14 protein-coding genes, 1 tRNA gene and 2 pseudogenes are annotated in these 20,643 nt (G+C 68.1%); 6 read left to right on the top strand and 11 right to left on the bottom strand.

The window, feature by feature from the left end; all coding sequences use genetic code 11:
- Positions 1–43: 43 nt before the first annotated feature.
- Positions 44–769: a TetR/AcrR family transcriptional regulator gene (locus BN3906_RS01965; protein ID WP_110481171.1), complete on the bottom strand. Its 726-nt coding sequence runs from the start codon at positions 767–769 to the stop codon at positions 44–46.
- Positions 762–3,167, bottom strand: coding sequence for an MMPL family transporter (locus BN3906_RS01960; RefSeq protein WP_066583458.1), 2,406 nt, complete (start codon positions 3,165–3,167; stop codon positions 762–764). Before BN3906_RS01960 ends, BN3906_RS01965 begins: the two co-directional genes overlap by 8 nt.
- 119 nt (positions 3,168–3,286) lie before the next feature.
- On the opposite strand from BN3906_RS01960, the gene BN3906_RS01955 reads away from it, so the two are divergent.
- Genes BN3906_RS01955 through BN3906_RS01940 form a run of 4 tightly spaced genes read left to right on the top strand, consistent with a single transcriptional unit; the run spans position 3,287 to position 6,860 of the window.
- Entirely contained in the window at positions 3,287–3,979 is a 693-nt protein-coding gene (locus tag BN3906_RS01955; protein ID WP_066583454.1) for a hypothetical protein, read from the top strand.
- A 53-nt stretch (positions 3,980–4,032) separates the two neighbouring features.
- Positions 4,033–4,914 carry an SDR family oxidoreductase gene (locus BN3906_RS01950; protein ID WP_078057035.1) on the top strand — a complete coding sequence of 294 codons (882 nt, stop codon included), beginning with the start codon at positions 4,033–4,035 and terminating at the stop codon, positions 4,912–4,914.
- Entirely contained in the window at positions 4,907–6,187 is a 1,281-nt protein-coding gene (locus BN3906_RS01945) for an isochorismate synthase (protein ID WP_066583451.1), read from the top strand. Before BN3906_RS01950 ends, BN3906_RS01945 begins: the two co-directional genes overlap by 8 nt.
- On the top strand, positions 6,177–6,860 hold the full coding sequence (locus BN3906_RS01940) for an isochorismatase family protein (protein ID WP_066583449.1): 684 nt from the start codon (positions 6,177–6,179) through the stop codon (positions 6,858–6,860). The genes BN3906_RS01945 and BN3906_RS01940 overlap by 11 nt, the downstream gene beginning before the upstream one ends.
- Here the strand turns inward: BN3906_RS01940 and BN3906_RS01935 are convergent.
- On the bottom strand, positions 6,832–8,505 hold the full coding sequence (locus BN3906_RS01935; RefSeq protein WP_066583447.1) for a peptide chain release factor 3: 1,674 nt from the start codon (positions 8,503–8,505) through the stop codon (positions 6,832–6,834). The two genes, BN3906_RS01940 and BN3906_RS01935, sit on opposite strands and share 29 nt — an antisense overlap.
- A gap of 72 nt (positions 8,506–8,577) precedes the next feature.
- On the opposite strand from BN3906_RS01935, the gene BN3906_RS01930 reads away from it, so the two are divergent.
- Positions 8,578–9,090, top strand: a complete 513-nt coding sequence (locus tag BN3906_RS01930; RefSeq protein ID WP_066583445.1) for a ClbS/DfsB family four-helix bundle protein — start codon at positions 8,578–8,580, stop codon at positions 9,088–9,090.
- A gap of 52 nt (positions 9,091–9,142) precedes the next feature.
- On the opposite strand, the gene BN3906_RS01925 is transcribed toward BN3906_RS01930, so the two are convergent.
- The 8 genes and pseudogenes from BN3906_RS01925 to BN3906_RS01890 all read right to left on the bottom strand — a co-directional run bounded on the left by BN3906_RS01925 (position 9,143) and on the right by BN3906_RS01890 (position 16,792).
- Positions 9,143–9,967: a spermidine synthase gene (locus BN3906_RS01925; protein ID WP_066583443.1), complete on the bottom strand. Its 825-nt coding sequence runs from the start codon at positions 9,965–9,967 to the stop codon at positions 9,143–9,145.
- 3 nt (positions 9,968–9,970) lie between these two features.
- A complete protein-coding gene (locus BN3906_RS01920) occupies positions 9,971–11,689 on the bottom strand; it encodes a dihydroxyacetone kinase family protein (RefSeq protein WP_066583440.1) in 1,719 nt (572 codons plus the stop codon).
- A gap of 10 nt (positions 11,690–11,699) precedes the next feature.
- Positions 11,700–12,365, bottom strand: coding sequence for an aminoacyl-tRNA hydrolase (gene pth, locus BN3906_RS01915; RefSeq protein WP_078057034.1), 666 nt, complete (start codon positions 12,363–12,365; stop codon positions 11,700–11,702).
- Positions 12,362–12,922 carry an aminoacyl-tRNA hydrolase gene (pth, locus tag BN3906_RS01910; protein ID WP_110482453.1) on the bottom strand — a complete coding sequence of 187 codons (561 nt, stop codon included), beginning with the start codon at positions 12,920–12,922 and terminating at the stop codon, positions 12,362–12,364. The genes pth (BN3906_RS01915) and pth (BN3906_RS01910) overlap by 4 nt, the downstream gene beginning before the upstream one ends.
- Before the next feature lie 116 nt (positions 12,923–13,038).
- On the bottom strand, positions 13,039–13,674 hold the full coding sequence (locus BN3906_RS01905) for a 50S ribosomal protein L25/general stress protein Ctc (protein WP_066583434.1): 636 nt from the start codon (positions 13,672–13,674) through the stop codon (positions 13,039–13,041).
- 249 nt (positions 13,675–13,923) lie between these two features.
- Complete coding sequence (locus BN3906_RS01900) at positions 13,924–14,889, bottom strand: ribose-phosphate diphosphokinase (RefSeq protein WP_078057033.1); 966 nt, start codon at positions 14,887–14,889, stop codon at positions 13,924–13,926.
- Between the two features lie 307 nt (positions 14,890–15,196).
- Positions 15,197–16,654: pseudogene (glmU, locus tag BN3906_RS01895) on the bottom strand (bifunctional UDP-N-acetylglucosamine diphosphorylase/glucosamine-1-phosphate N-acetyltransferase GlmU); the annotation flags it as partial.
- 67 nt (positions 16,655–16,721) lie between these two features.
- Positions 16,722–16,792, bottom strand: a tRNA-Gln gene (locus BN3906_RS01890).
- Positions 16,793–16,884: 92 nt separating this feature from the next.
- Between BN3906_RS01890 and mfd the strand changes: the two are divergent.
- Positions 16,885–20,633 (top strand): annotated as a pseudogene (mfd, locus tag BN3906_RS01885) (transcription-repair coupling factor).
- Positions 20,634–20,643: the final 10 nt, after the last annotated feature.

The raw sequence follows: 20,643 nt of genomic DNA, 5'->3' as shown, positions 1-20,643 counted from the left end.
GCGGGCGGAGTTCCTCCGGAGACCGCCCCAGGCCTGCCGGATGTCACCTGCCGAAGCCGTCGCGGAGCATGTGGAAGCACTCGTCGAGGATCTCCGCGGCGCTGCGTGCCGGGCCGTGGCCTCCACAGTCGGTGCCGGTTGGACCTGACCTGCAGTCCTGGTCCGGTCGGTGCCGGGTGGCCTCCACCGCGATGGCTGCGGACGCCAGACTGGACACGATCAGCAGGGTCATGGCGTCCCAGGACAGGCCGTGGTCACGACGCCGGTACATCGCACTGACGATCCCGTCGAGCAGTCTGAGTACCCGTTCCTTGTCCTGTGGTCCCGAGACGTAGCTGAGGTGGTCGCCGATGGACATGAGGTTGAACAGGTTCCCCGGATCGTTGACCGGGTCCCCGTCGCCGCCGTCGACCATCTTCCCGGAGACGAGCCTGTACATCACCTCGAGGGGAGTTTCGTCTGCCGGAGCGGCCTCCACCTGGTCACTCCAGCTGTGGAGGGTGTCCGCGATGAAGTCGAACAGGGCGTCCTCGCGGCGCGCGAAGTAGTTGTGGAAAGTCCGGGGGGACACTCCGGCACGGCGTGCGACCGCCGCAACGGTCATTCCTTCACTGCCCTCCGTGAGGAGGAGTTCGGCGGCCGCCCGGGAAAGGGCCCTGCGGGTCTCCTCCTTCTTCCTGGCTCTCAGTGAAGGACAGCTGGTGTTCGTGACCGTATGTGACCGGTCCCCGGGGTCGACGTGGTCGGCCCTGTCCACACAGTCAGGCACGGACCTTCCCCGCCTCGTCGCTGCCGTCGCTGCCGTCGCTGCCACCGTGGCCGTCGGCGTCCTCACTGTCGGACCCGACGTTTTTCATGCCGGTGAGAACCTCGCCCTCGACATCCACCTTCGGAATGATGCGGTCCAGCCAACCGGGCAGGGACCATGCACGATCGCCGAGAAGGAACAGTACCGCCGGGACGATGGTCATCCTGACCACGAAAGCGTCGATGAGAACAGCGATGGCCAGGGCCGAGCCCATCACCGCGATGAACGGCTCGTCCATGAGAATGAAGGCGGCGAACACCGAAATCATGATCAGCGCCGCAGCAGTGACGACACGGGCCCCGTGCTTGAAACCGTTGGAGACCGCGTTACCGGCGGTCTTGCCGTGGACATACCCCTCCCGCATCCGGGTGACGAGGAAGACCTGGTAGTCCATCGCAAGGCCGAAGACGATACCGATGAGCATGATGGGCAGGAAGGAGATGATCGCCTGCGGATCGTCGGTGATGCCGAGCCAGCCCCACTGCCAGACTGCGACGGTCACTCCGAAGGTGGCGGCGACGGACAGTGCGAAACCGAGTGCGGCGATGAGCGGCACCCAGAGAGACCGGAAGACGATCATCAGCAGGACGAACGCCAGAACCACGACGATGGCCACATACGGGACGAGGACATCGGAGAGCCGGTCGGAGATGTCCTCGAAGATCGGGGTCACGCCGGTGACTGCGTAGCTGCCACCGGTGCTGTCGGCGAAGGAGGCTTCGGCGTCACGGATGGCCTGGAGCGTGCTGTTCGTCGCCTCGTCGGTGGCACCGGTGGTGGGCGTGATGAGGACCTGGGCGGCGGTACCGGCCTCGTTCACCTGGGTGATCTGGGCGTTGGACACGCCTTCCACTGCACTGATGTCGGCGACAGCGGTGCCGAAAGCCTGCTGTGCCTGCTGCGGGTCATCGGCCTTCACCACGGCGATCATGGGGGCGTTACGGCCGGGGCCGAAGCCCTCGTTGATCCATTCAGCCGCTGTGCGCTGGGGACTGCCGAGCTTCGCAGAATCGTCGGTGGGCATCGCCAGCTGCAGTCCCAGTGCAGGAATGGCGAGGACCACGAGAAGAAGGATCGAGCTCAGCGAGAAGACGACCGGGCGCTTCCGGATCTGCCGGACCCACCTCAGACCCATGGTCGGCTTGTCGTCCTCGGGATCCGGCGCCTTGACCACCGGAACCTTTCCGGCGAAGGCTTTGGTTCCGAATGCGCCCAGGATGGCGGGGAGGAGGGTGACCGCAACAGTGACGGCGATGAACACTGTCAGGGCAGCAGCCAGGGCCATGGCGGTGAGGAAGGGGATGTTGATGATGGAGAGTGCCGCCAGGGCGATGATCACGGTCAGGCCGGCGAAGCACACTGCCGACCCCGCCTTGCCCACGGCGAGCCCCGCCAGGTGCGCCCGCTGCCGGTGGGAGGTCTTCCGCACCACCTCCGCCAGCTCCTTGGGGGTGAGATTGTTGCCCCCCGCGAATGCCACAAGTTCGTTGCGGTACCTCGAGACAATGAACAGAGCGTAGTCGATACCCACGGCCAGCCCGATCATGGAGGCCAGGGTCGGGGTGATGTTGTTGATCGAGTCGGTCAGTGATGTCGCCGCGAACACCAGCATGATGCCGGTGCCCACTCCCACCACCGCGGTGATGAGCGGGAGCCCGGCGGCCACGAAGGAACCGAAGGTGATGATCAGGACGATTGCCGCGACTGCGAGGCCGACCAGCTCTGCTGTGGCACCGATCTCGGTCATCTGGAAGACGTTGCCGTTGTAGGAGACCTCGAGGTTGTCTGTCGAGGCATTCTCGAGAATGTCGGTGACCTTGGAAACCTCCTCGGCGGGGACATCAGTCGAGGTGGCTGCGTCGAAGGTCACCGTGAAGGTGCCGGTGCGTCCGTCCTCGCTGAGCGGGGAGAGTGCCTGGAAGTCCGAGCTGATCTGCTCGGGCGACAGGCCCTGTCCTGCCTTGGCTGCGGTGACCTGCTGCTCCATACCGGCAGCTGCAGCAACCGGGCTTACGATCGCGTCCCGGTCGACGAGCGAATCCTGGGCCTTCAGCTCAGAGATCAGCTTGTCGAGATCGGCAGCCGGTGCGGGGTCGGAGAGAGTCTCCCCCTCCGGGGCACGGACGACAATGGTGCCGGTGGGTGCCTCCATGGAGTCACCTTCAGACGGGAAGAGGTCGGACATCTCTTCCTGGGTCTGAACCGATTCGAGCCCGGGGATGGTGAAGGTCATGGTTGTCGGTTTCATCATCGTCGCGGCCGCTGTGCCGGCTCCGATGAGCACGAGCAGCCAGACGGCGATGAACCGCCACCTGTAGGTGTATGCGGATCGTCCGATCCGGTAGAGGAGTTTAGCCATGGCGGCGATTATTGCACTGCATGTGCAACATTGCACATTGGCTGCATGTTTCGGGCGGGACTGCGGGACGGATCGGTCACCCCGGTCTGTCCCTGAACGACCCATGTAGGCTGTCGGACGTGCTGCACGTCATGTCCTACGCCCTCGTAGACACCCTCAATGTCCTGTTGATCGGTGTGATTGTGGCGGTCGGTGTGATGCTGCCCACCTCGTCGGCAGGCGGACGGCGGGGAACCTATGCGCGTGTCGCCACCCTACTTGTCTTCGGCGACTGGCTCGGGGTGCTGGCACTGGCACTGCTCAGTCTCCTTGTCTTCGACGGTATCGGCGACGCCGTCGGCACTTTCGTCGATTCCCCGCTCTTCGGCATTCTGCTGGTCCTCACCGGCTGGTTCGTGGGCATGATGGCCTTGCGCAGCGGCGGCAGCGCAGGCAGTGACGGCAGTTCAGCACTGGTGTCCAGATTTCTCGGGCCTCTGCGCACCCCGTCCCCGGCGACCCTGCTGACAGGGGTCGTCCTCGGTCTGGTCCAGTCGGCGACCTCCGGACCGTTCTTCGCCGGGATTCTCGTCATGAGCGCCGGGGACTTCAGTACGTCGACCCGTTACTTCGGCATGGTGGTCTACGCTGCCGTGGCGCTGAGCCTCCCGTTCCTCACCGCCTGCGCCGTCGGCTACGTCAGACTCAGACCACAGTCGCGGATCGGCGAGATCTTCGCCGGGATGCGGGAGAACAGTGGCGTCGTGGCCCGTCGCGCAGGACTCACCGCCGCGGTGATGCTGATGGTCCTCGGTGCGGGACATTTCCTGTGAGATCGTTCACGGGGGTTGGTCGGGCCCCCACCGGTAAGTTAGCCTAGCCTCCCGTGAATGATGTTGCTGTCATAACCGGCGCTGCCGGCGGCATGGGTGCCGCCGTGGCCCGCCTGCTCCTGACCCGACCTGACCGTCCCTCTGTCCTGGTCCTGTCCGACCGCGACCCTGCAGCACTGGCTGCAGTTGTCGAATCCCTGGCCGGCACCACTTCTCCCGGCCCGGAGGAACACGACACCGTAGTCACCGGGGTGGTGTGCGATGTGTCCCGGGAATCCTCGGTGAAGGATCTCTTCTGCGAGGCAGGACGCCGAGGTCCGCTCACCCGGGTCATCCACGCCGCCGGCGTGCTCGGCTCCGGTGCCACGGTCACCGACACCCCGGTGGACGACTTCGACAGAGTCTTCGCCGTGAACGCCCGGGGCACTTTCCTCGTGGTGAGGGAAGCGGCCGGGACGATGCTCGCCCAGGACGGTGCAACGGACAGGACGGCGCCGGGCTCCGACCCGGCTGACCGTGCCGATCATGCCGACCGTGCCGATCATGCCGACCGTGCCGTGACGGTCATCGCCTCCAATGCCGCGGGAGTGCCCCGCCACGGAATGGGCGTGTACGCGGCATCCAAGGCCGCGGCGTCCTCTCTCACCCGCAGTCTCGGTCTCGAGGTCGCAGGGGCGGGGATACGCTGCAACGTGGTCAACCCCGGTTCCACCGACACCGCCATGCAACGGGACTACTGGGGCGACGACCCCGGGGCAGGACGCCGGCGGGTACTCGCCGGCGACCTGTCCACCGCCCGGCTGGGAATACCCCTGGGAAGGATCGCCAGCCCCGCCGACGTCGCGGAGGTCGTCGTGTTCCTCTCCTCCCCACAGGCCAGGCACGTCATCCTGCAGGAAATCTACGTTGACGGAGGCGCTACTCTCCATGCCTGACAACAGCAGGTCCGACCTCACCGGGCCTGACCCCCACACAGCCGGTCACCACACGTCCGGACCGGGCGGGACCCTCACAGACACACAACTGCCGGCGGCACAACTGCCGGCCGCACACCGGGCAGACTTCACTTTCCGCCGAGGTGTCTCCGGCATCAGCGTGCAGGCCCGGGACCTCACACCCGTGGACGACTGGGAACCCGGCCTCGACGTGGTCGGGGCACTGCCCTTCGACCACCGCGACGGAACACCCGAACGCCTCTACACCGCCGGTGTCCCTCTGACCCCCGGGAGCCTCACCGCCGGGGCCGCCGGCGACCGGACCGCGTCCGGAGTGCACGCGACCACGGTCGACACCGGCCGCGGGGACTTCTTCACCGCAGGGGTGCGTACCCTGCTGAAATCTCTGGAATCCGACGGCGACCTCCGCAAAGTAGTCCTCGCCCGCAGTGTGCGGGCGGAACTGGACCGGGTCCCTGACTGGGAGTCCCTGCTGCGCCGGCTGTCCTCCCGCAACCGCAGCGCCTGGGTCTTCTCCGTCCCCCTTGACCCGACGTCCGGCGACCGGGCGTTCCTCGGGGCGAGCCCGGAACTCCTGGTTTCCAGGAGGGGGGACAGAATCGTCAGCCACCCGTTGGCGGGATCGGTGCCGCGCAGCCCCGACCCGGACGAGGACCGGCGCCGCGCTGAGAGCCTCACCCGGTCGTCGAAGGACCACACCGAACACGCCTATGTCGTCGACATGATCGCCTCGGTCCTGGCACCCCTGTGCACCCGGCTCGATGTCCCACGCCACCCGGAGCTGCTGGCCACCGACAAAATGTGGCACCTGGGGACACGGATCACCGGGAAACTTGCCGGAGACGGCACTGACGCACTCTCCCTCGCCCGCCTGCTCCACCCCACCCCGGCGGTCGGCGGAGTGCCCACCGGTCCCGCGGTCGACCGGATCCGGGAACTCGAACCTGTGGGACGCGGGTACTTCGCGGGAACCGCCGGCTGGTGCGACGCCCGCGGTGACGGCGACTGGGTCGTGTCGATCCGTTCCGCGGAGTTCACCGGCAACCGGGTCACCGCATGGGCCGGCGCCGGAATCGTCGAGGGCTCCGACCCGGACTCCGAGTACACCGAGACCGGGGCGAAACTGCGTACGGTTCTGGAGGGTCTCGGCGTCCTCCCGGCGGAGCCGGAGGCACCGCAGGCGTCCACCATCACCGGTACAGCCCGAACCGCAGGTACCGCCGGGACAGGGGAGGACGCCGGTGGCCACTGATCTTCCCGGGCTGATCTCCTACCCTCTCCCCACGGACCTGCCCGACCCGGTCGTCGACTGGACCCCCGACCCTGGTCGCTGTGCCTTGCTCGTCCACGACATGCAACGGCATTTCCTCCGGCCGTTCGACCCGTCCACGCAGCCGCTGACCAGTCTGGTGCCCAACACCGTCACCCTGGCGGAGCAGGCACGGCGGTGCGGCGTCCCGGTGTTCTACACCGCCCAGCCGGCCGACCAGCCGCCGGAGAAACGGGGCCTGCTCAACGACTACTGGGGCCCCGGTCTGACCGGCAGTCCGGAGGGCGCGCGGATCATCGACGAACTCACGCCGGAGGACGGCGACCGGGTCCTCACGAAGTGGAGGTACTCGGCCTACGCCTACACGGACTTCGCCGACCAGCTGGCTGAACTGGGTCGGGACCAGCTCGTCATCACCGGCGTCTACGCGTCCATAGGATGCTCGGTCACCGCGGTCGAGTCATTCATGGCCGGGATCCAGCCCTTCCTCGTCGCCGATGCCCTGGGGGACTTCTCCCGGAGGGAACACGAACTCGCCCTGCAGTGGACCGGCCACCGGGCCGGGGTGGTGACGGACACGGCAGCCGTCACCGCACACTGGGCCGGGCCGGGAAAGGACGCCGGGATCAGTCCGCGACCAGCGGATCCATCGTAAGGTCAGGGTGCTCCTTCTCGACGAAGGCGAGCTTCCACCGGTCACCGAACAGGGCGATGAGCTCCCCGTCGGACCGTGTGAAGATCTCGACGCCCCGCTGACGTCCCAGCTCCGGTGCACTGGCGGCGTCTGTACGCCTGGCGACCTGGTAGGGGACCGCCTCGGTCACCGTCTCCACGTTGTACTCGGTGAGCATCCGGGCCTGCATCACCTCGAACTGCATCGGGCCGACCGCCGCCATCACCGGGTTGGCGTCGCCTCTGGCGTCGTTGCGCAGGATCTGCACGACGCCCTCGGAGTCCAGCTGGTCCAGGGCCTTGCGGAACTGCTTGTACTTGCCCAGGGACTTCGCGCGCAGGGTGCGGAAGTACTCCGGGGCGAACTGCGGCATCGGGGGGAACTGCACCCGTCGCCCGGAATAGACCGTGTCACCGGGGGCGAGGGAACCGGCGTTGACGAGACCGACGATGTCGCCGGGGTAGGCGTCCTCGACGGTGCTGCGGTCCCGGCCGAAGACGGTCAGTGCGTACTTGGTGGAGAAGGAACGCCCGGACTGGGCGTGGGTGACCTGCATGCCCCGCTCGAAACGTCCGGAGACGATGCGCATGAAGGCGAGCTTGTCCCGGTGGTGGGTGTCCATACCCGCCTGCACCTTGAAGACGACCCCCGCGAACGGGTCGGTGACCTGCCGGACCTTGTCGACGATGCCGGCGGATGCGCCCGACGCAGCTTCCACGACCTCAGGATCCGAGGCACGCGGCCCGGGGGAGGGGGCCAGGGCACAGAGGGTGTCGAGGATCTGGTGGACACCGAAGTTCAGCATCGCCGAGGCGAAGATCAGCGGGGAGGTCGTGCAGTCGAGGAAGAGCTCCCGGTCGTGGACCGCGCCGTCGGCGGCGAGCAGCTCCGCCTCCTCGGCGGCGGTCGCCCAGGTGCCGTCCTCGCGCTCCAGGGCCTCATCGGGGGAGTAGTGCTCCTCCGGGGCGATCGACGACCCGCCTGCCGTGCGCAGGAAGTGGATGTACTCGACCGGCTCGCCCTCGTCGGACAGTTTCGCCAGTCCACGGAAGTCGCCGGCCTCGCCGACCGGCCAGTACAGGGGGGTGGGCTGCAGGCCGATCTCCGTGACGATCTCGTCGACGAGTTCGAGCGGCTCCTTTCCCGGTCGGTCCCACTTGTTGACCACGGTGATGATCGGCAGACCGCGGGCCTTGCACACCCGGAAGAGCTTCAGGGTCTGCGGTTCCAGTCCCTTGGCACCGTCGATGAGCATCACCGCGGCGTCCACGGCGGTGAGGACCCGGTAGGTGTCCTCGGAGAAGTCGGCGTGACCGGGGGTGTCGACAAGGTTGATGACATAGGGGGCACCCGAGTGGCCTTCGGGGGCGTACTCGAACTGCAGTGCGGAGGACGCCACGGAGATCCCGCGGTCCTTCTCCATCTCCATCCAGTCCGAGACGGTCGCCTTGCGCCCGGCCTTGCCGTGGACCGCCCCGGCCTCGTTGATGACGTGGGCGTGGAGTGCCAGTGCCTCGGTCAGAGTCGACTTACCGGCGTCCGGGTGGGCGATGACGGCGAACGTGCGGCGGCGGTGCGCCTCAGTGAGGACGGGGACGGGACTGGCGGAGGCGGCAGTATCAGACACGGGGGTACATGCTACCCGTGGGCGTGTGGTCCGCCCATCTCACCGCACCGGAGGGGCGGTAGGCTCGGAGTCATGGCCGTACCAGCAACGAAAGTCGAGCTTCTTGCCGCGGTCGACAGGACCTTCGATCTACTTGACAGGGACCTTGACCGGGTTCCCTCCGAGCTGGCCCGGGAGAAGGTCCTTCCGGGGCATGTGAAGGATACGTTGATGAGCCCGGCGGACCTGCTGGCGTACCTCATCGGGTGGAATGAGCAGGTGTTGACCTGGCACCGGCGCCGGGCAGCGGGACTGCCGGACCAGTTCCCTGCCGCAGGTATTGCCTGGAATGACCTGGGGGCACTGGCTCAGCGGTTCTACGCCGAGCGCGCGAGTGTTTCCTGGGAGGATCTCCGTGTTGAGTTCCGTGAGGTCAAGGACAGGATTCTGTCTCTGATCGAGGGGTTCCAGGATGAAGATCTCTACGGTGAGCCCTGGTACGGAAAGTGGACCATGGGGCGGATGATCTCATTGAACACGTCCTCCCCGTACGCCAATGCCAGACGCCGGCTCAGGGCGTGGTTGAAGACACTGCCTCAGGCGTGACGCGGCGGGACACCGCTGATCGGGCAGCGGTGATCTGTCATCGTCGGGTCCCTCAGCCGCGCCGCGGCGTCGCCCCCGACATGAACCGCCGCACCCAGGCGTCACCCCTGAACTGGGCGGGCACCCCGCCGCCGAGCAGTTCGCGCACCGGAGGCTCAGCGATCGCCACGTCGGAGCCCAGCAGGATGATGTTGCCGTAGCGGCGGCCCTTGAGCATCGGCGGATCGGCGATGACCGCGAGGTGACGCCACACTTCCGCCATCCCCGCCAGTTCCGCCTTCGCCCCCCGCAGGTCGGAGTGGTCACCGCAGTTTGCGACGTAGAGTCCGTCGGAGGCCAGTCCACGGCGGCAGTCGGTGAAGAACTCCACCGTCGTGAAGGTCTCCGGTGTCACCGCACCGGCGAAGACGTCCCGGATGACCACGTCGCGGCTGGCCGGGGTGAAGGACGCGGCGACGGTGCGGGCGTCCCCCACCCGGATCTTCACCCGTGGGGCGCGTGGGATGTCGAACTGCTCGCGCACCAACTCCGCGAGCTTCCCGTCGAGCTCTACCACGGTGTTCCGTGAGTCCGGGTACACGTCGGCGACGTAGCGGGCCATGGTGCACGCCCCACCTCCGAGGTGGGTGACCCGCAGGGACGCCGGGTCCAGTGGCACCGCCGCGACCTGCGCCTGCACCGCCGAGGCGATCCACCGCATGTACTCGAACGCCAGCTCACGTGGTTCGCCGATCACGATGTGGGAGCTGGGCACACCGTTGACGTAGATCACCCAGCCGTCGGCGGTGTACGGGTCCGGCTCCAGGGTCAACGGCCCCGAGGCACCCTCGTACTCGCCGGCGACAGGGCCGGAGGCCTTGGCGGACTTCCGTCCCACGGCTCAGTCCATCTTTCCGGCGCCGCCGAAGAGCCACGCGACGACGAGCGCGCCGGGATCGATGACGCCCCGGGCACGCTCACCCAGGTAGGACGCCCGGCCCTTCGACGCGGTGATCTTCGCGGTCGACCGGGCCCCGGCGATGGCGGCGGTGTGCACCGCGGCCAGGTCAGGGGCGGCGTCCGGGTCGGCGGCAGCGACGGCACGGGCGGCCTCGGCGGCGGGGACGAGGGCGTCCACCATCGTCCGGTCACCGGGCTTCGCACCGCCGAGTTCAGTGACGGCGTCCGCGGCACGGGTGAGGGCCTCGGCGAGCTCCCCGGCGGTCAGCGCGGCCGAGGCGCCCTGGGCGGCCGTGGCCGAGGCGCCCTGGGCGGCCGTCGTCGCCATCTCACGGAACATGGTGCCGAAGACCGCGCCGGAGGTGCCGCCCGCGCGGATGAACAGTCGGCTGCCGAGGGCGGCGAGGACCTCCCCGTCGGTGCCCTTCACCGGGGTCGGCAGGTCGCCGAAAGCGGCCTCCATGTTGGTGCCGAAGTCACCGTCACCGGCGAGTCGGTCCAGCTCGGTGAGGTCGTCGACGGCCGCTGTCACGCCGGCGACGAAGTCGGTCAGCCACTGGTTGACCGCGGAGTCCGCGGTGCCCGGCACATCCTCGGGGACGACCATGGTGGCGTCCGCCGGCGTCGGGTCCACCCCGAGGGTCACCGGCCAGGCGGGTGCGGCGGTCGGGGCGTCCATCAGCTCCACCAGGGTGTCGCCGTCGGCGTCGTCGAGACGGGTGAGGGTGACCGAGACACCGGCCATGTTCACCGAGGTGACGTAGCTGCCGACGATACTGCGGGCCACGGAGATTCTACGGTCGGCGAGGTGGCGCAGCACCTCGTCGAAGACCAGGTCCAGCTCCAGGTTCGTCGTCGCGCCCAGGCCGTTGACCAGGCAGAGGACACGGTCACCTTCACCTAGCCCGAGGTCGTCGACGACCGCGCCGGCCAGCCGGGCGACGGTCTCGTGGGCGGAGGTCACCCCGGTGCGCTCCACCCCGGCCTCGCCGTGGATACCGACGCCCACCTCCATCTCTCCTTCACCGAGGTCGAAGGTGTACCGGCCGGAGGTCGGCAGGTGGCCGGGCGTCAGGGCGGCGGCCATGGAGCGTGAGTTTTCCGCGGCGACGCGGGCGAGCCGGGTGACCTCGTCGACGTCATCGCCCCGGTACGCGGACGCCCCGGCGATCTTCTCGATGAGAATGGTCGCACCGGTGCCGCGGCGTCCCGGGCCGGAGTCTGAGGTGGTGGCGACATCGTCGGCGACGATGACCTCCCGGGTCTCCACCTCCGGCAGCCCTTGCCGGGCGACGCGGAAGTTGATGACGTCGCCGGTGTAGTTCTTCACGACGTGCACCACGCCCCGGCCGGCGTCGGCGGCGCGGGTGGCTTCGGTGACCTGCACCGCGTTCGGTGAGGTGAACATGAGACCGGGGACCGCCGCGGCGAGCATGCCTGCACCGAGGAAGCCGGCGTGCATGGGCTCGTGGCCGGACCCGCCGCCGGAGATCACGGCGACGGCGGGCCTCCCATTGACGTCGACCACCGGTGTACGACGGGAAATGTAGCCCGCGGGGTTCCAGACCGCGTCCGGGTGGGACGCGACGAAGCCGGCGAGGGCCTGCGGGAGGAAACCGTGGGGGTCGTTACGGAAGGAACGCGGGGAGACTGAGGTCATGCCCCGGACTCTACCGACCGTGGATCTCGTTTTGGGCGGCGGGCACGCCCCGTCGCGCGATGATCTCCACGGCGTCGGCGGCGGTGCGCACGGCGTCTTCCAGGAGCTCCCCGGTCAGTGAGCCCTGGGACGGGGCGCTGAGCACGTGCTCCACCACATTCTGTCCCGGGTCAGGACGTCCGATGCCGACCCGGACCCGCACATAGTCGCGAGTGCCGAGCTGCTCCGAGATCGACCTGAGCCCGTTGTGCCCGTTCTCGTTGCCTCCGATCTTGATCTTCACCTTGCCGGCGGGCAGGTCGAGCTCGTCATGGATCGCGATGACGTGGTCCGCCGGGATCGCGTAGGACGTCGCGAGCGGAGCGACGGCCAGGCCGGACTCGTTCATGAAGGTCGTGGACCGCACCAGCAGGACGCCATGCTCGTCGACCCCGGTGCGTGCCACCTTCGCCCGCACACCGGGGACGCCGATGAAGTGCTCACCGTACCGGCGCATCAGCTCATCGACGACCCGGTAACCGATGTTGTGCCGGGTGGCCGTGTACGTCGCCCCGGGGTTGCCCAGTCCGATGACCAGCCACTGTGCGGCGGGCAACGCGTCCCACACGGACTCCTTCTTCGGCTTCTCCGGCACGGACCGGCGGAGGACGCGGCTGATGACCGCCCGGATGCTCATGCCGTCACCGTCCCGGCGGCGAGACCGGTGACGAGGTCCGCGGCGTCCGCGCAGATGATCGGCACCTCTGCCTGTTCTGCCTTCGAGAACCGCTTGAGGACGAAGGACGCGGGGGCCATGCGTCCCGGCGGACGCCCGATGCCCACCTGGATGCGCACGAAGTCCTGCGTCCCCAGGGATTTCGCGATGTCCTTGAGCCCGTTGTGTCCGTTGAGCCCGCCGCCCTTCTTCAGCTTCACGGCGCCGAGGTCGAGGTCGAGCTCGTCGTGCACCACGACGATGTGCGCCGGCGTCACCTTGAAGTACCCGGCCAGGGCCTTCACCGGGCCACCGGAGAGGTTCATGAAGCTGCGCGGCCTGGCGAGGATGACCTTCCGGTCACCGACCCGGATCTCGGCGACCCGGGCATTCACCTTCTTGTTCACGCTGAAGTGGCCACCCAGTTCCCCGAGGACCGCCGCGCCGATGTTGTGCCGGGTGCCCTCGTACTCGGCGCCCGGGTTCCCGAGACCCACGACCAGCAGTGGGGAGGCTCCGTTGGTGTTCACGGGCACTATCTTGGCACGACCCCGCCCGAGGATATGAGCCACCCCTCAGGTCGGTGCACGGGGTGTGCGGTGACATGAGGGGTGGCGGATTCCCGGGGAATGCCCGGGAGGGGAGGGGAGTGTGACTACTCTGCGTCCTCGGCGGGGGCCTCTGCCTCGGCGTCCTCGGCGGCGGGCTCGGTGCCGGCCTCGGCGTCAGCCTCGGCCTCGTTGTCCTCGGGGGCGACGAAGTTGACCACGAGCACGTCAGCCTCGGACACGAGGGTGACGCCCTCCGGCAGGGCGATGTCGCCGGCCAGGATCTGGTCGCCGATCTCCCTGCCCTCGACGGAGACGGTGAGCTCCTCGGGGATGGACAGCACGTTCGCGGAGACGGAGATGGTGTCAGCGTCGTGCATGACCTCGACACCGGGGGTGGCGTCGCCGACGAGGACGACCGGGACGTCGACGTCGACGGTCTCGTTGCGGTTCACTGCGAGAAGGTCGATGTGGTCGATGTTCAGGGTCAGGACGTTCTGGTCGATGGTCTTGATCAGGACGAGGTGGTCGTCACCCTCGACATCGACGGAAAGCAGGGCGTTGGACCCGTGCCGGCGCACAGCGGCGGTCAGCTCGAGACGGTCGAGGCTGACGTGGACCGGCTCCTGGTGGGAGGCGTAGATGACGCCCGGCACGCGGCCCGCGGCACGCAGGCGGCGGGACGCACCCTTACCGAACTCATTGCGGGGCTGTGCGGGCAGGGTGGTGATTTCAGTGGCCATGTGATTCTCCGTTCCGGGGCACTGCCGGCAGGTGCCGGGTGCCGCCGTTTTCATCAGGGACGGGCGGACAGGTGTCGACTCAGCTGCGGCAGGATGACGGCCCCTGACATGACAGAAGCCGCGGACTCTGCCGCGGCGGCCCGCCCCGCCGACCGTTTCCCGGGCACTGCCGGGAAGGGGGGACGGAACGGATTCGCGCCGATTACGGCCGGTGTTCCCACCGGCCCTCGCCGAGACCGCAAAAGTGTATCACTCGAACAGCGTGGTGACCGAACCGTTCTCGAAGATCTCATGGATCGTCTTGGCCACCAGCGGCGCAATCGGGAGCACCGTGAGGTTGTCCCAGCCTTCGGTGTTCTGCGGGAGAGTGTCGGTCGTGATGACCTCACGTGCACCGCAGCTGTTCAACCTTTCACGCGCCGGGTCGGAGAACACTCCGTGGGTGGTGGCGATGATGACGTCGGCGGCACCTGCCTTGCGCAGGACATCGACAGCGCCCGCGATGGTTCCGCCGGTGTCGATCATGTCGTCGATGAGGATGCAGGTACGACCTTCGACATCACCGATGACACGGTTGGAGGTGACCTTGTTGGCGACGTCGATGTCCCTGGTCTTGTGCACGAAAGCCAGGGGAGCACCGTCAAGGATGTTCGACCACTTTTCCGCGGTCTTCACCCGTCCGGCGTCAGGGGAGACGATCACGATGTTGTCGGTCCCGTAGTTCTTCCGCACGTAGTCGGTGAGCAGCGGCATGGCGTGCATGTGGTCCACCGGACCGTCGAAAAAGCCCTGGATCTGGTCGGTGTGGAGGTCCACCGAGACCAGCCGGTCCGCGCCGGCCGTCTTCATGAGGTCCGCGATGAGGCGGGCGGAGATGGGCTCGCGGCCGCGGTGCTTCTTGTCCTGCCGGGCGTAGGGGTAGAACGGCAGGACCGCGGTGATGCGCTTGGCGGAACCGCGCTTGAGGGCGTCGATCATGATCAGCTGCTCCATGATCGCCTTGTTGAGCGGCTGGGGGTAGGACTGCAGGACGAAGGCGTCCGACCCACGGACGGACTCTTCGAACCGGACGAAGATCTCCCCGTTGGCGAAGTCGCGGGCGGTGGTCGGGGTCAGGGCGACCCCCAGCTCGCGGGCCACGGCCTCACCCAGCTCGGGGTGGGCGCGACCGGAGAACAGCATCAGGTTCTTCTGGTTGTCGATCCAGTGGGACACGGCTTCTACAGACCTTTCGGTGGGGTGGTCGCGCCTGTGTGCGCAGGCGGTATGACAGGCATCATGTTAAAGCGCGCGACGCCGGGGACAAACCGGGCCCCTGGTAACCACCCCGTCTGTGCCGGTCTGTGACGGTCTGTGCCCGTATGTATCCCCCGGTCTGTGTCCCTCGGTCAGAAAGTCACCTCCGGCCGGTTGACCCCGGACCGGCATCGCGACCGGCACTGTGACCGGCACCGTGACCGGCACCGTGACCGGCACTGTCGTTTTCTGGCCCGGATTCCGGGGAAGAGTCGTCTGCCGCCCCGTTCTCCCTCTCCCTGGCAGCCTTCGCGGCCTCGGCGGCCGGGGTCCCGGGACGTCGGCGTTCCACCCAGCCCTCGATGTTGCGCTGGTGTCCGCCTGAGACGACGAGCGCGCCGGCAGGCACATCGTCCCTGATCACCGTACCGGCACCCGAGTAGGCGCCGTCGCCCACGTTCACCGGGGCGATGAACATGGTGTCCGAACCGGTTCGGACATGGGAGCCGACGGTGGTGTGGTGCTTGGTCACGCCGTCGTAGTTGACGAACACCGAGGAGGCCCCGATGTTGGAGTATTCGCCGATCGTGGCATCCCCCACGTAGGTCAGGTGCGGCACCTTGGAGCCCCGCCCGATGGTGGCGTTCTTCGACTCGACGAAACCACCGAGCTTGCCGTCCTCGCCGAGGACCGTCCCCGGACGAAGGTATGTGAACGGTCCGACGTCGGCCCGTGCCCCGATCGTCGAGTCCGTCGCATGCGTGCGCACCACCGACGCGCCCTCGCCGACGGTCACGTTGTCCAGGGTGGAGTCGGGGCCTACGACGGCGTTGTCGGCGATGACGGTCCGACCCTTCAACTGGACACCGGGCAGCACCGTCACATCCCGGCCGATCTCGACCTCGACGTCGATCCAGGTGGAGGAGGGGTCGACGACGGTCGCACCACCACGCATCGCGGCCTCGACGGTCCGACGGTTCAGCTCGGCGCCGGCGGCGGCGAGCTGGACACGGTCGTTGACGCCGGCCAGTTCACGCGGGTCGTCGGCGATGTGCGCCCGTACCGGACGGCCGGCGTCCCTGGCGATCCCCAGAACGTCGGTGATGTAGAGCTCCCCCTGCTGGTTGTCCGTGTCCAGGCGGGTCAGGGCGTCCCTCAGGACGTCGGAGTCGAAGGCGAAGACCCCGGAGTTCACCTCGTCGACCTCGAGTTCGGCGGCGGTGGCGTCCTTCTGTTCGGCGATGTGGGTGACCTCACCGGCCTCGTTGCGGATGATGCGGCCGTATCCGAAGGGGTCGGGCAGCCTCATGGTCAGCACAGTCACGGCCGTGGGAACCTCGGTGTGGGCGGCGAGCAGGTCGCTGAGGGTGCGCCCGGTCAGCAGAGGTACATCGGCGTTGGTGACGATGACGGTGCCCCGGAAACCCTCGAGCTCGGTCATGCCCACGGCCACGGCGTCCCCTGTGCCGTTCTGGTGCTCCTGTACGGCGACGCGCAGTTCGGCCCCGAGTTCGTCACCGACCGTCCGGGCGGCAGGCTCCACCTGGTCGCGACCGTGACCGACCACCGCGACGATCCGGTCGGGGTGCAGGGCGTCCGCGGCGTGGAGACTGTGGGACAGCAGGGTGCGGCCACCGATGGTGTGCAGGGTCTTCTGGGTCTTCGACTTCATGCGGGTACCGGCGCCGGCGGCAAGGACGACGACGGCGACCGGACCGGTGGCGGCATGGGGGGATTCAGTCATGACGCCACAGTCTAGTGCCGGACGTCGGCGCCGGACGGGGGAGGGAGGCCGACCGGGTGTCGCGCAGCTCCCCCACCAGGACTCGAACCTGGAATGACGGTACCAAAAACCGCAGTGTTGCCATTACACCATGGGGGAAAGGTCTCGGCGGACACTGTACCGCACCGGCGTACCGCACCCGGTGACCCACCGCCACAACGCGTCCGGACCCGACACTACGATGGACAGCCATGAGCCGAACCCAGAGTTCCCCCCCGGCCCCGCCCCTCTCCGGAGTCCTGCGCGCCCTGGCCGGGGACCCGAAACTCCGTGGCCTGGTCACCCATGTCGGTGATCCCCGGCTCCACATCCAGGGGCCCGAGGCGTCCTGGCCCCTCGCCGTCGCCACCCTCGCCGGGCACGCCCCGGTCCTCGTCATCACCGCCACCGGGCGGCAGGCGGAGGACCTCACCCTCGAACTCACCGCCATGCTCGGTGACGTCGTCGCACTGTTTCCCGCCTGGGAGACCCTGCCCCATGAGCGCCTCTCCCCGGGGACGGAGACCATGGCCACCAGGATGCAGGTCCTCCACCAGCTCGCCCACGGCAGACTGCGGGTCGTGGTCGCGCCGACCCGGGCGGCCGTGCAGCCGGTCATGGACGGACTCGGTGACATCGAACCGGTCCGCATCGTCGAGGGGGCGGAACTCGACTTCGGTGAGGTGCAGGAACGGCTCGTCGAACTCGGGTACACCCGGTCGGACATTGTCGGCCGCAGGGGAGAGTTCGCCACCCGTGGAGGCATCCTCGACATCTTCCCGGGAACCGCTGACATGCCCGTCCGTGCCGAGTTCTGGGGCGACGAGGTCAGCGAGGTCAAGGTCTTCTCCGTCGGTGACCAGCGCACCGTCCCCGGCACCGATCCCGGTGAGGTACTCGTCCACCCGGTCCGCGAACTGCTGATCACCCCGGCGGTGGCACGCCGGGCGGGGGAGCTGGCACCGGAGAACGCCGGCAACCCTGAACTTGCCGAGGCCCTGGACCGCATCAGCAGGAATATTCCGGTGCAGGGCATGGAGTCCCTGATCCCCGTGCTCTTCGACGGGCCGATGCGGACGCTGCCGGAGCTCATGCCGGAAGGCACCCACACCGTGGAGTTCACCCCCGGTGCCGTGGCGCGTCGCGCCGAGGACCTCATCGCGACCGGCCGGGAGTTCCTCGCCGCGCCGAGGACCTCATCGCGACCGGCCGGGAGTTCCTCGCCGCCGGGTGGGAAGTCGCGGCGATGGGCGCCGCCGCCCCCGTCGACATCTCGGCCATCGACCCGGAGGCGGTGGACCGTGCGGGCTACCGCAGTGTGCGCAGCCTGGAGAAGACCCAGGACAGGTTGGGACGACCCTGGTGGACGGTGTCACCCACCGGCGTCGCGGACTGGGAGACCGACGGGCCGGAGGAGAGCACCGACAGCGGGGAACCGCTGCTGCTCGACTTCGCCCCGGGGCCGGCCCCCCGCGGCGACGTCGAGGCCGTCGGACGGATGACGGCGATGATCCGTGAGCGGGTCGAGGCGGGCGGCAGGGTCGCCTACGCCGCCCCCAACACCACCGTGGTCGCCCGCATGCTGCGCAGATTCCGCGAGGCCGGGATCGCGGCGGAGGCCGTGGGCGTCGACCTCGACGGGATCACCGGCCAGGGGCGCATGCGCCGGTCGAAACGGAGCACGGCGGACATCCCGGGCGAAGGCACCGTCAGCATCTACTGCGCCCCGGCGCACGGTGGGCTGGACTCCAGGGAACTGCTGTTCATCACGGAGTCCGATGTCACCGGCAACCGGGTCGACGCGCGTGCCACCGGCCGGAGGAAGACGGCGAGGAAGCGCAACCGGGTGGATCCTCTCGCCCTGGAACCCGGCGACCTCGTCGTCCATGACCAGCACGGCATCGGCCGGTTCGTGGAGATGACCGAGCGCACCGTCGGCCGCGGCAGTGAGGCTTCGCGCCGGGAGTACCTCGTCCTCGAGTACGCGCCGAGTAAGCGCGGCGGCCCGGGTGACCGCCTCTACGTGCCGATGGACCAGCTGGACATGCTCTCCCGCTACGTCGGCGGCGAAAATCCCTCCCTGTCGAAGATGGGCGGGTCAGACTGGAAGAACGCGAAGAAGAAGGCCCGTGGTGCCGTCCGCGAGATCGCCGCCGAACTTGTGCAGCTCTATGCGACACGTCAGGCCGCCCCGGGTTTCGCCTTCGAGCCCGACAACCAGTGGACCCGGCAGCTGGAGGAGGCGTTCCCGTTCACCGAGACCGAGGACCAGTACAACGCCATCGAAGCTGTGAAGGCGGACATGGAGAAACCGGTTCCGATGGACCGGGTGATTGTCGGGGACGTCGGCTACGGCAAGACGGAGGTGGCGGTCCGTGCGGCGTTCAAGGCCGTCCAGTCCGGCAAGCAGGTGGCCGTCCTGGTTCCCACGACTCTCCTCGCACAACAGCATTACCGGACGTTCGTCGAGAGAATGCAGGACTTCCCGACGGTGGTCCGGGAACTGTCCCGGTTCACCACCCCGAAGCAGTCGAAGGAGGTTCTCGCCGGGATGGCTGACGGCACCGTGGACATTGTCATCGGCACCCACCGTCTGCTGGCCACCGGGGTGCGGTGGAAGGATCTCGGCCTGGTGATCGTCGACGAGGAACAGCGATTCGGTGTCGAGCACAAGGAGCACATCAAGGCGCTGCGCACCCATGTCGACGTGCTCACCATGTCTGCCACGCCCATACCGCGGACCCTTGAGATGTCGATGACGGGCATCCGGGAGATGTCGACGATCCTCACTCCGCCCGAGGACCGGCACCCTGTGCTGACCTATGTCGGTGCGCAGGACGACCGCCAGGTCGCCGCAGCGATCCGCCGGGAACTGCTCCGGGACGGCCAGGTCTTCTACGTGCACAACCGGGTGAAGTCCATCGAGGACGCCGCGGCGCACATCCGCGACCTCGTCCCGGAGGCACGGGTCGTGGTCGCCCACGGTCAGATGAGTGAGGAGCAGCTGGAGACGACGGTCGAGGGGTTCTGGAACCGCGAGTTCGATGTCCTGGTGTGCACCACGATCGTGGAGACCGGTCTCGACATCGCCAACGCCAACACCCTCATCGTGGAGAACGCGCACCACATGGGACTGTCCCAGCTGCACCAGCTGCGTGGCAGGGTGGGCCGCTCGCGCGAGCGGGCCTACGCCTACTTCCTGTACCCGAAGGGGGAGATGCTCACCGAAACCTCCTACGACAGGCTCCGGACCATCGCCGAGAACAATGACCTGGGTGCGGGGATGGCGGTGGCGATGAAGGACCTGGAGATGCGCGGTGCCGGCAATGTGCTCGGCGCCGAGCAGTCGGGGCATATCGCCGGTGTCGGTTTCGACCTCTATGTCCGTCTGGTCGGAGAGGCTGTGGAGGCGTACCGGGCGATGGCGGACGGGGAGGTGGTCGACGGTTCTGACCGGGAGAAGAAGGAGATCCGGATCGATCTGCCGGTGGACGCCCACATTCCTGTCACCTACATCGCCAGTGAACGGCTGCGGCTCGAGGCGTACCGGAAGTTCGCCGAGGCCGCCGACGACGGGGCACTCTCCGGCGTCCTCGACGAACTGGTGGACCGGTACGGTGCGTACCCGGACGAGGTCGCACTGCTCACCGTGGTCGCCAGGCTGCGGATGCTGTGCCGGGACCTTGACATCACCGAGGTGATCCAGACCGGGACGAAGATCAGTTTCGCGCCGGTCAACCTGCCCGATTCCGGGCAGGTCCGGCTGAAGCGGCTCTTTCCTGCCGCGGTGTACCGGGCGACGCCGAAGACGGTGCTCGTACCCGCGCCGAAGACGGGGTCGGGGATGCGGGCGGTCCCACTGCGCGACGGTGACCTCCTGCAGTGGTGTGCCGACGTCCTCACCGACCTGGCGGGCATTCCGCGCCGGAACCTGCGAGAGGGGGAGCCTGTCACCAGGTAGAGTTACCGCT

It is taken from the genome of Corynebacterium provencense (genome assembly GCA_900049755.1).
GTDB classification, from domain to species: domain Bacteria; phylum Actinomycetota; class Actinomycetes; order Mycobacteriales; family Mycobacteriaceae; genus Corynebacterium; species Corynebacterium neomassiliense.
Note: the sequence above shows the minus strand (reverse complement) of the source record. Positions and strands in the feature narration are given on the sequence as shown.

What these genes read in the sequence shown, in the direction of transcription:
- BN3906_RS01930 (WP_066583445.1), top strand. Translation starts at nt 8,578, where the DNA reads ATGGCCGTACCAGCAACGAAAGTCGAGCTTCTTGCCGCGGTCGACAGG.
- BN3906_RS01960 (WP_066583458.1), bottom strand. Translation starts at nt 3,167, where the DNA reads ATGGCTAAACTCCTCTACCGGATCGGACGATCCGCATACACCTACAGG.
- BN3906_RS01920 (WP_066583440.1), bottom strand. Translation starts at nt 11,689, where the DNA reads ATGACCTCAGTCTCCCCGCGTTCCTTCCGTAACGACCCCCACGGTTTC.
- pth (WP_078057034.1), bottom strand. Translation starts at nt 12,365, where the DNA reads ATGAGCATCCGGGCGGTCATCAGCCGCGTCCTCCGCCGGTCCGTGCCG.
- BN3906_RS01945 (WP_066583451.1), top strand. Translation starts at nt 4,907, where the DNA reads ATGCCTGACAACAGCAGGTCCGACCTCACCGGGCCTGACCCCCACACA.
- BN3906_RS01905 (WP_066583434.1), bottom strand. Translation starts at nt 13,674, where the DNA reads ATGGCCACTGAAATCACCACCCTGCCCGCACAGCCCCGCAATGAGTTC.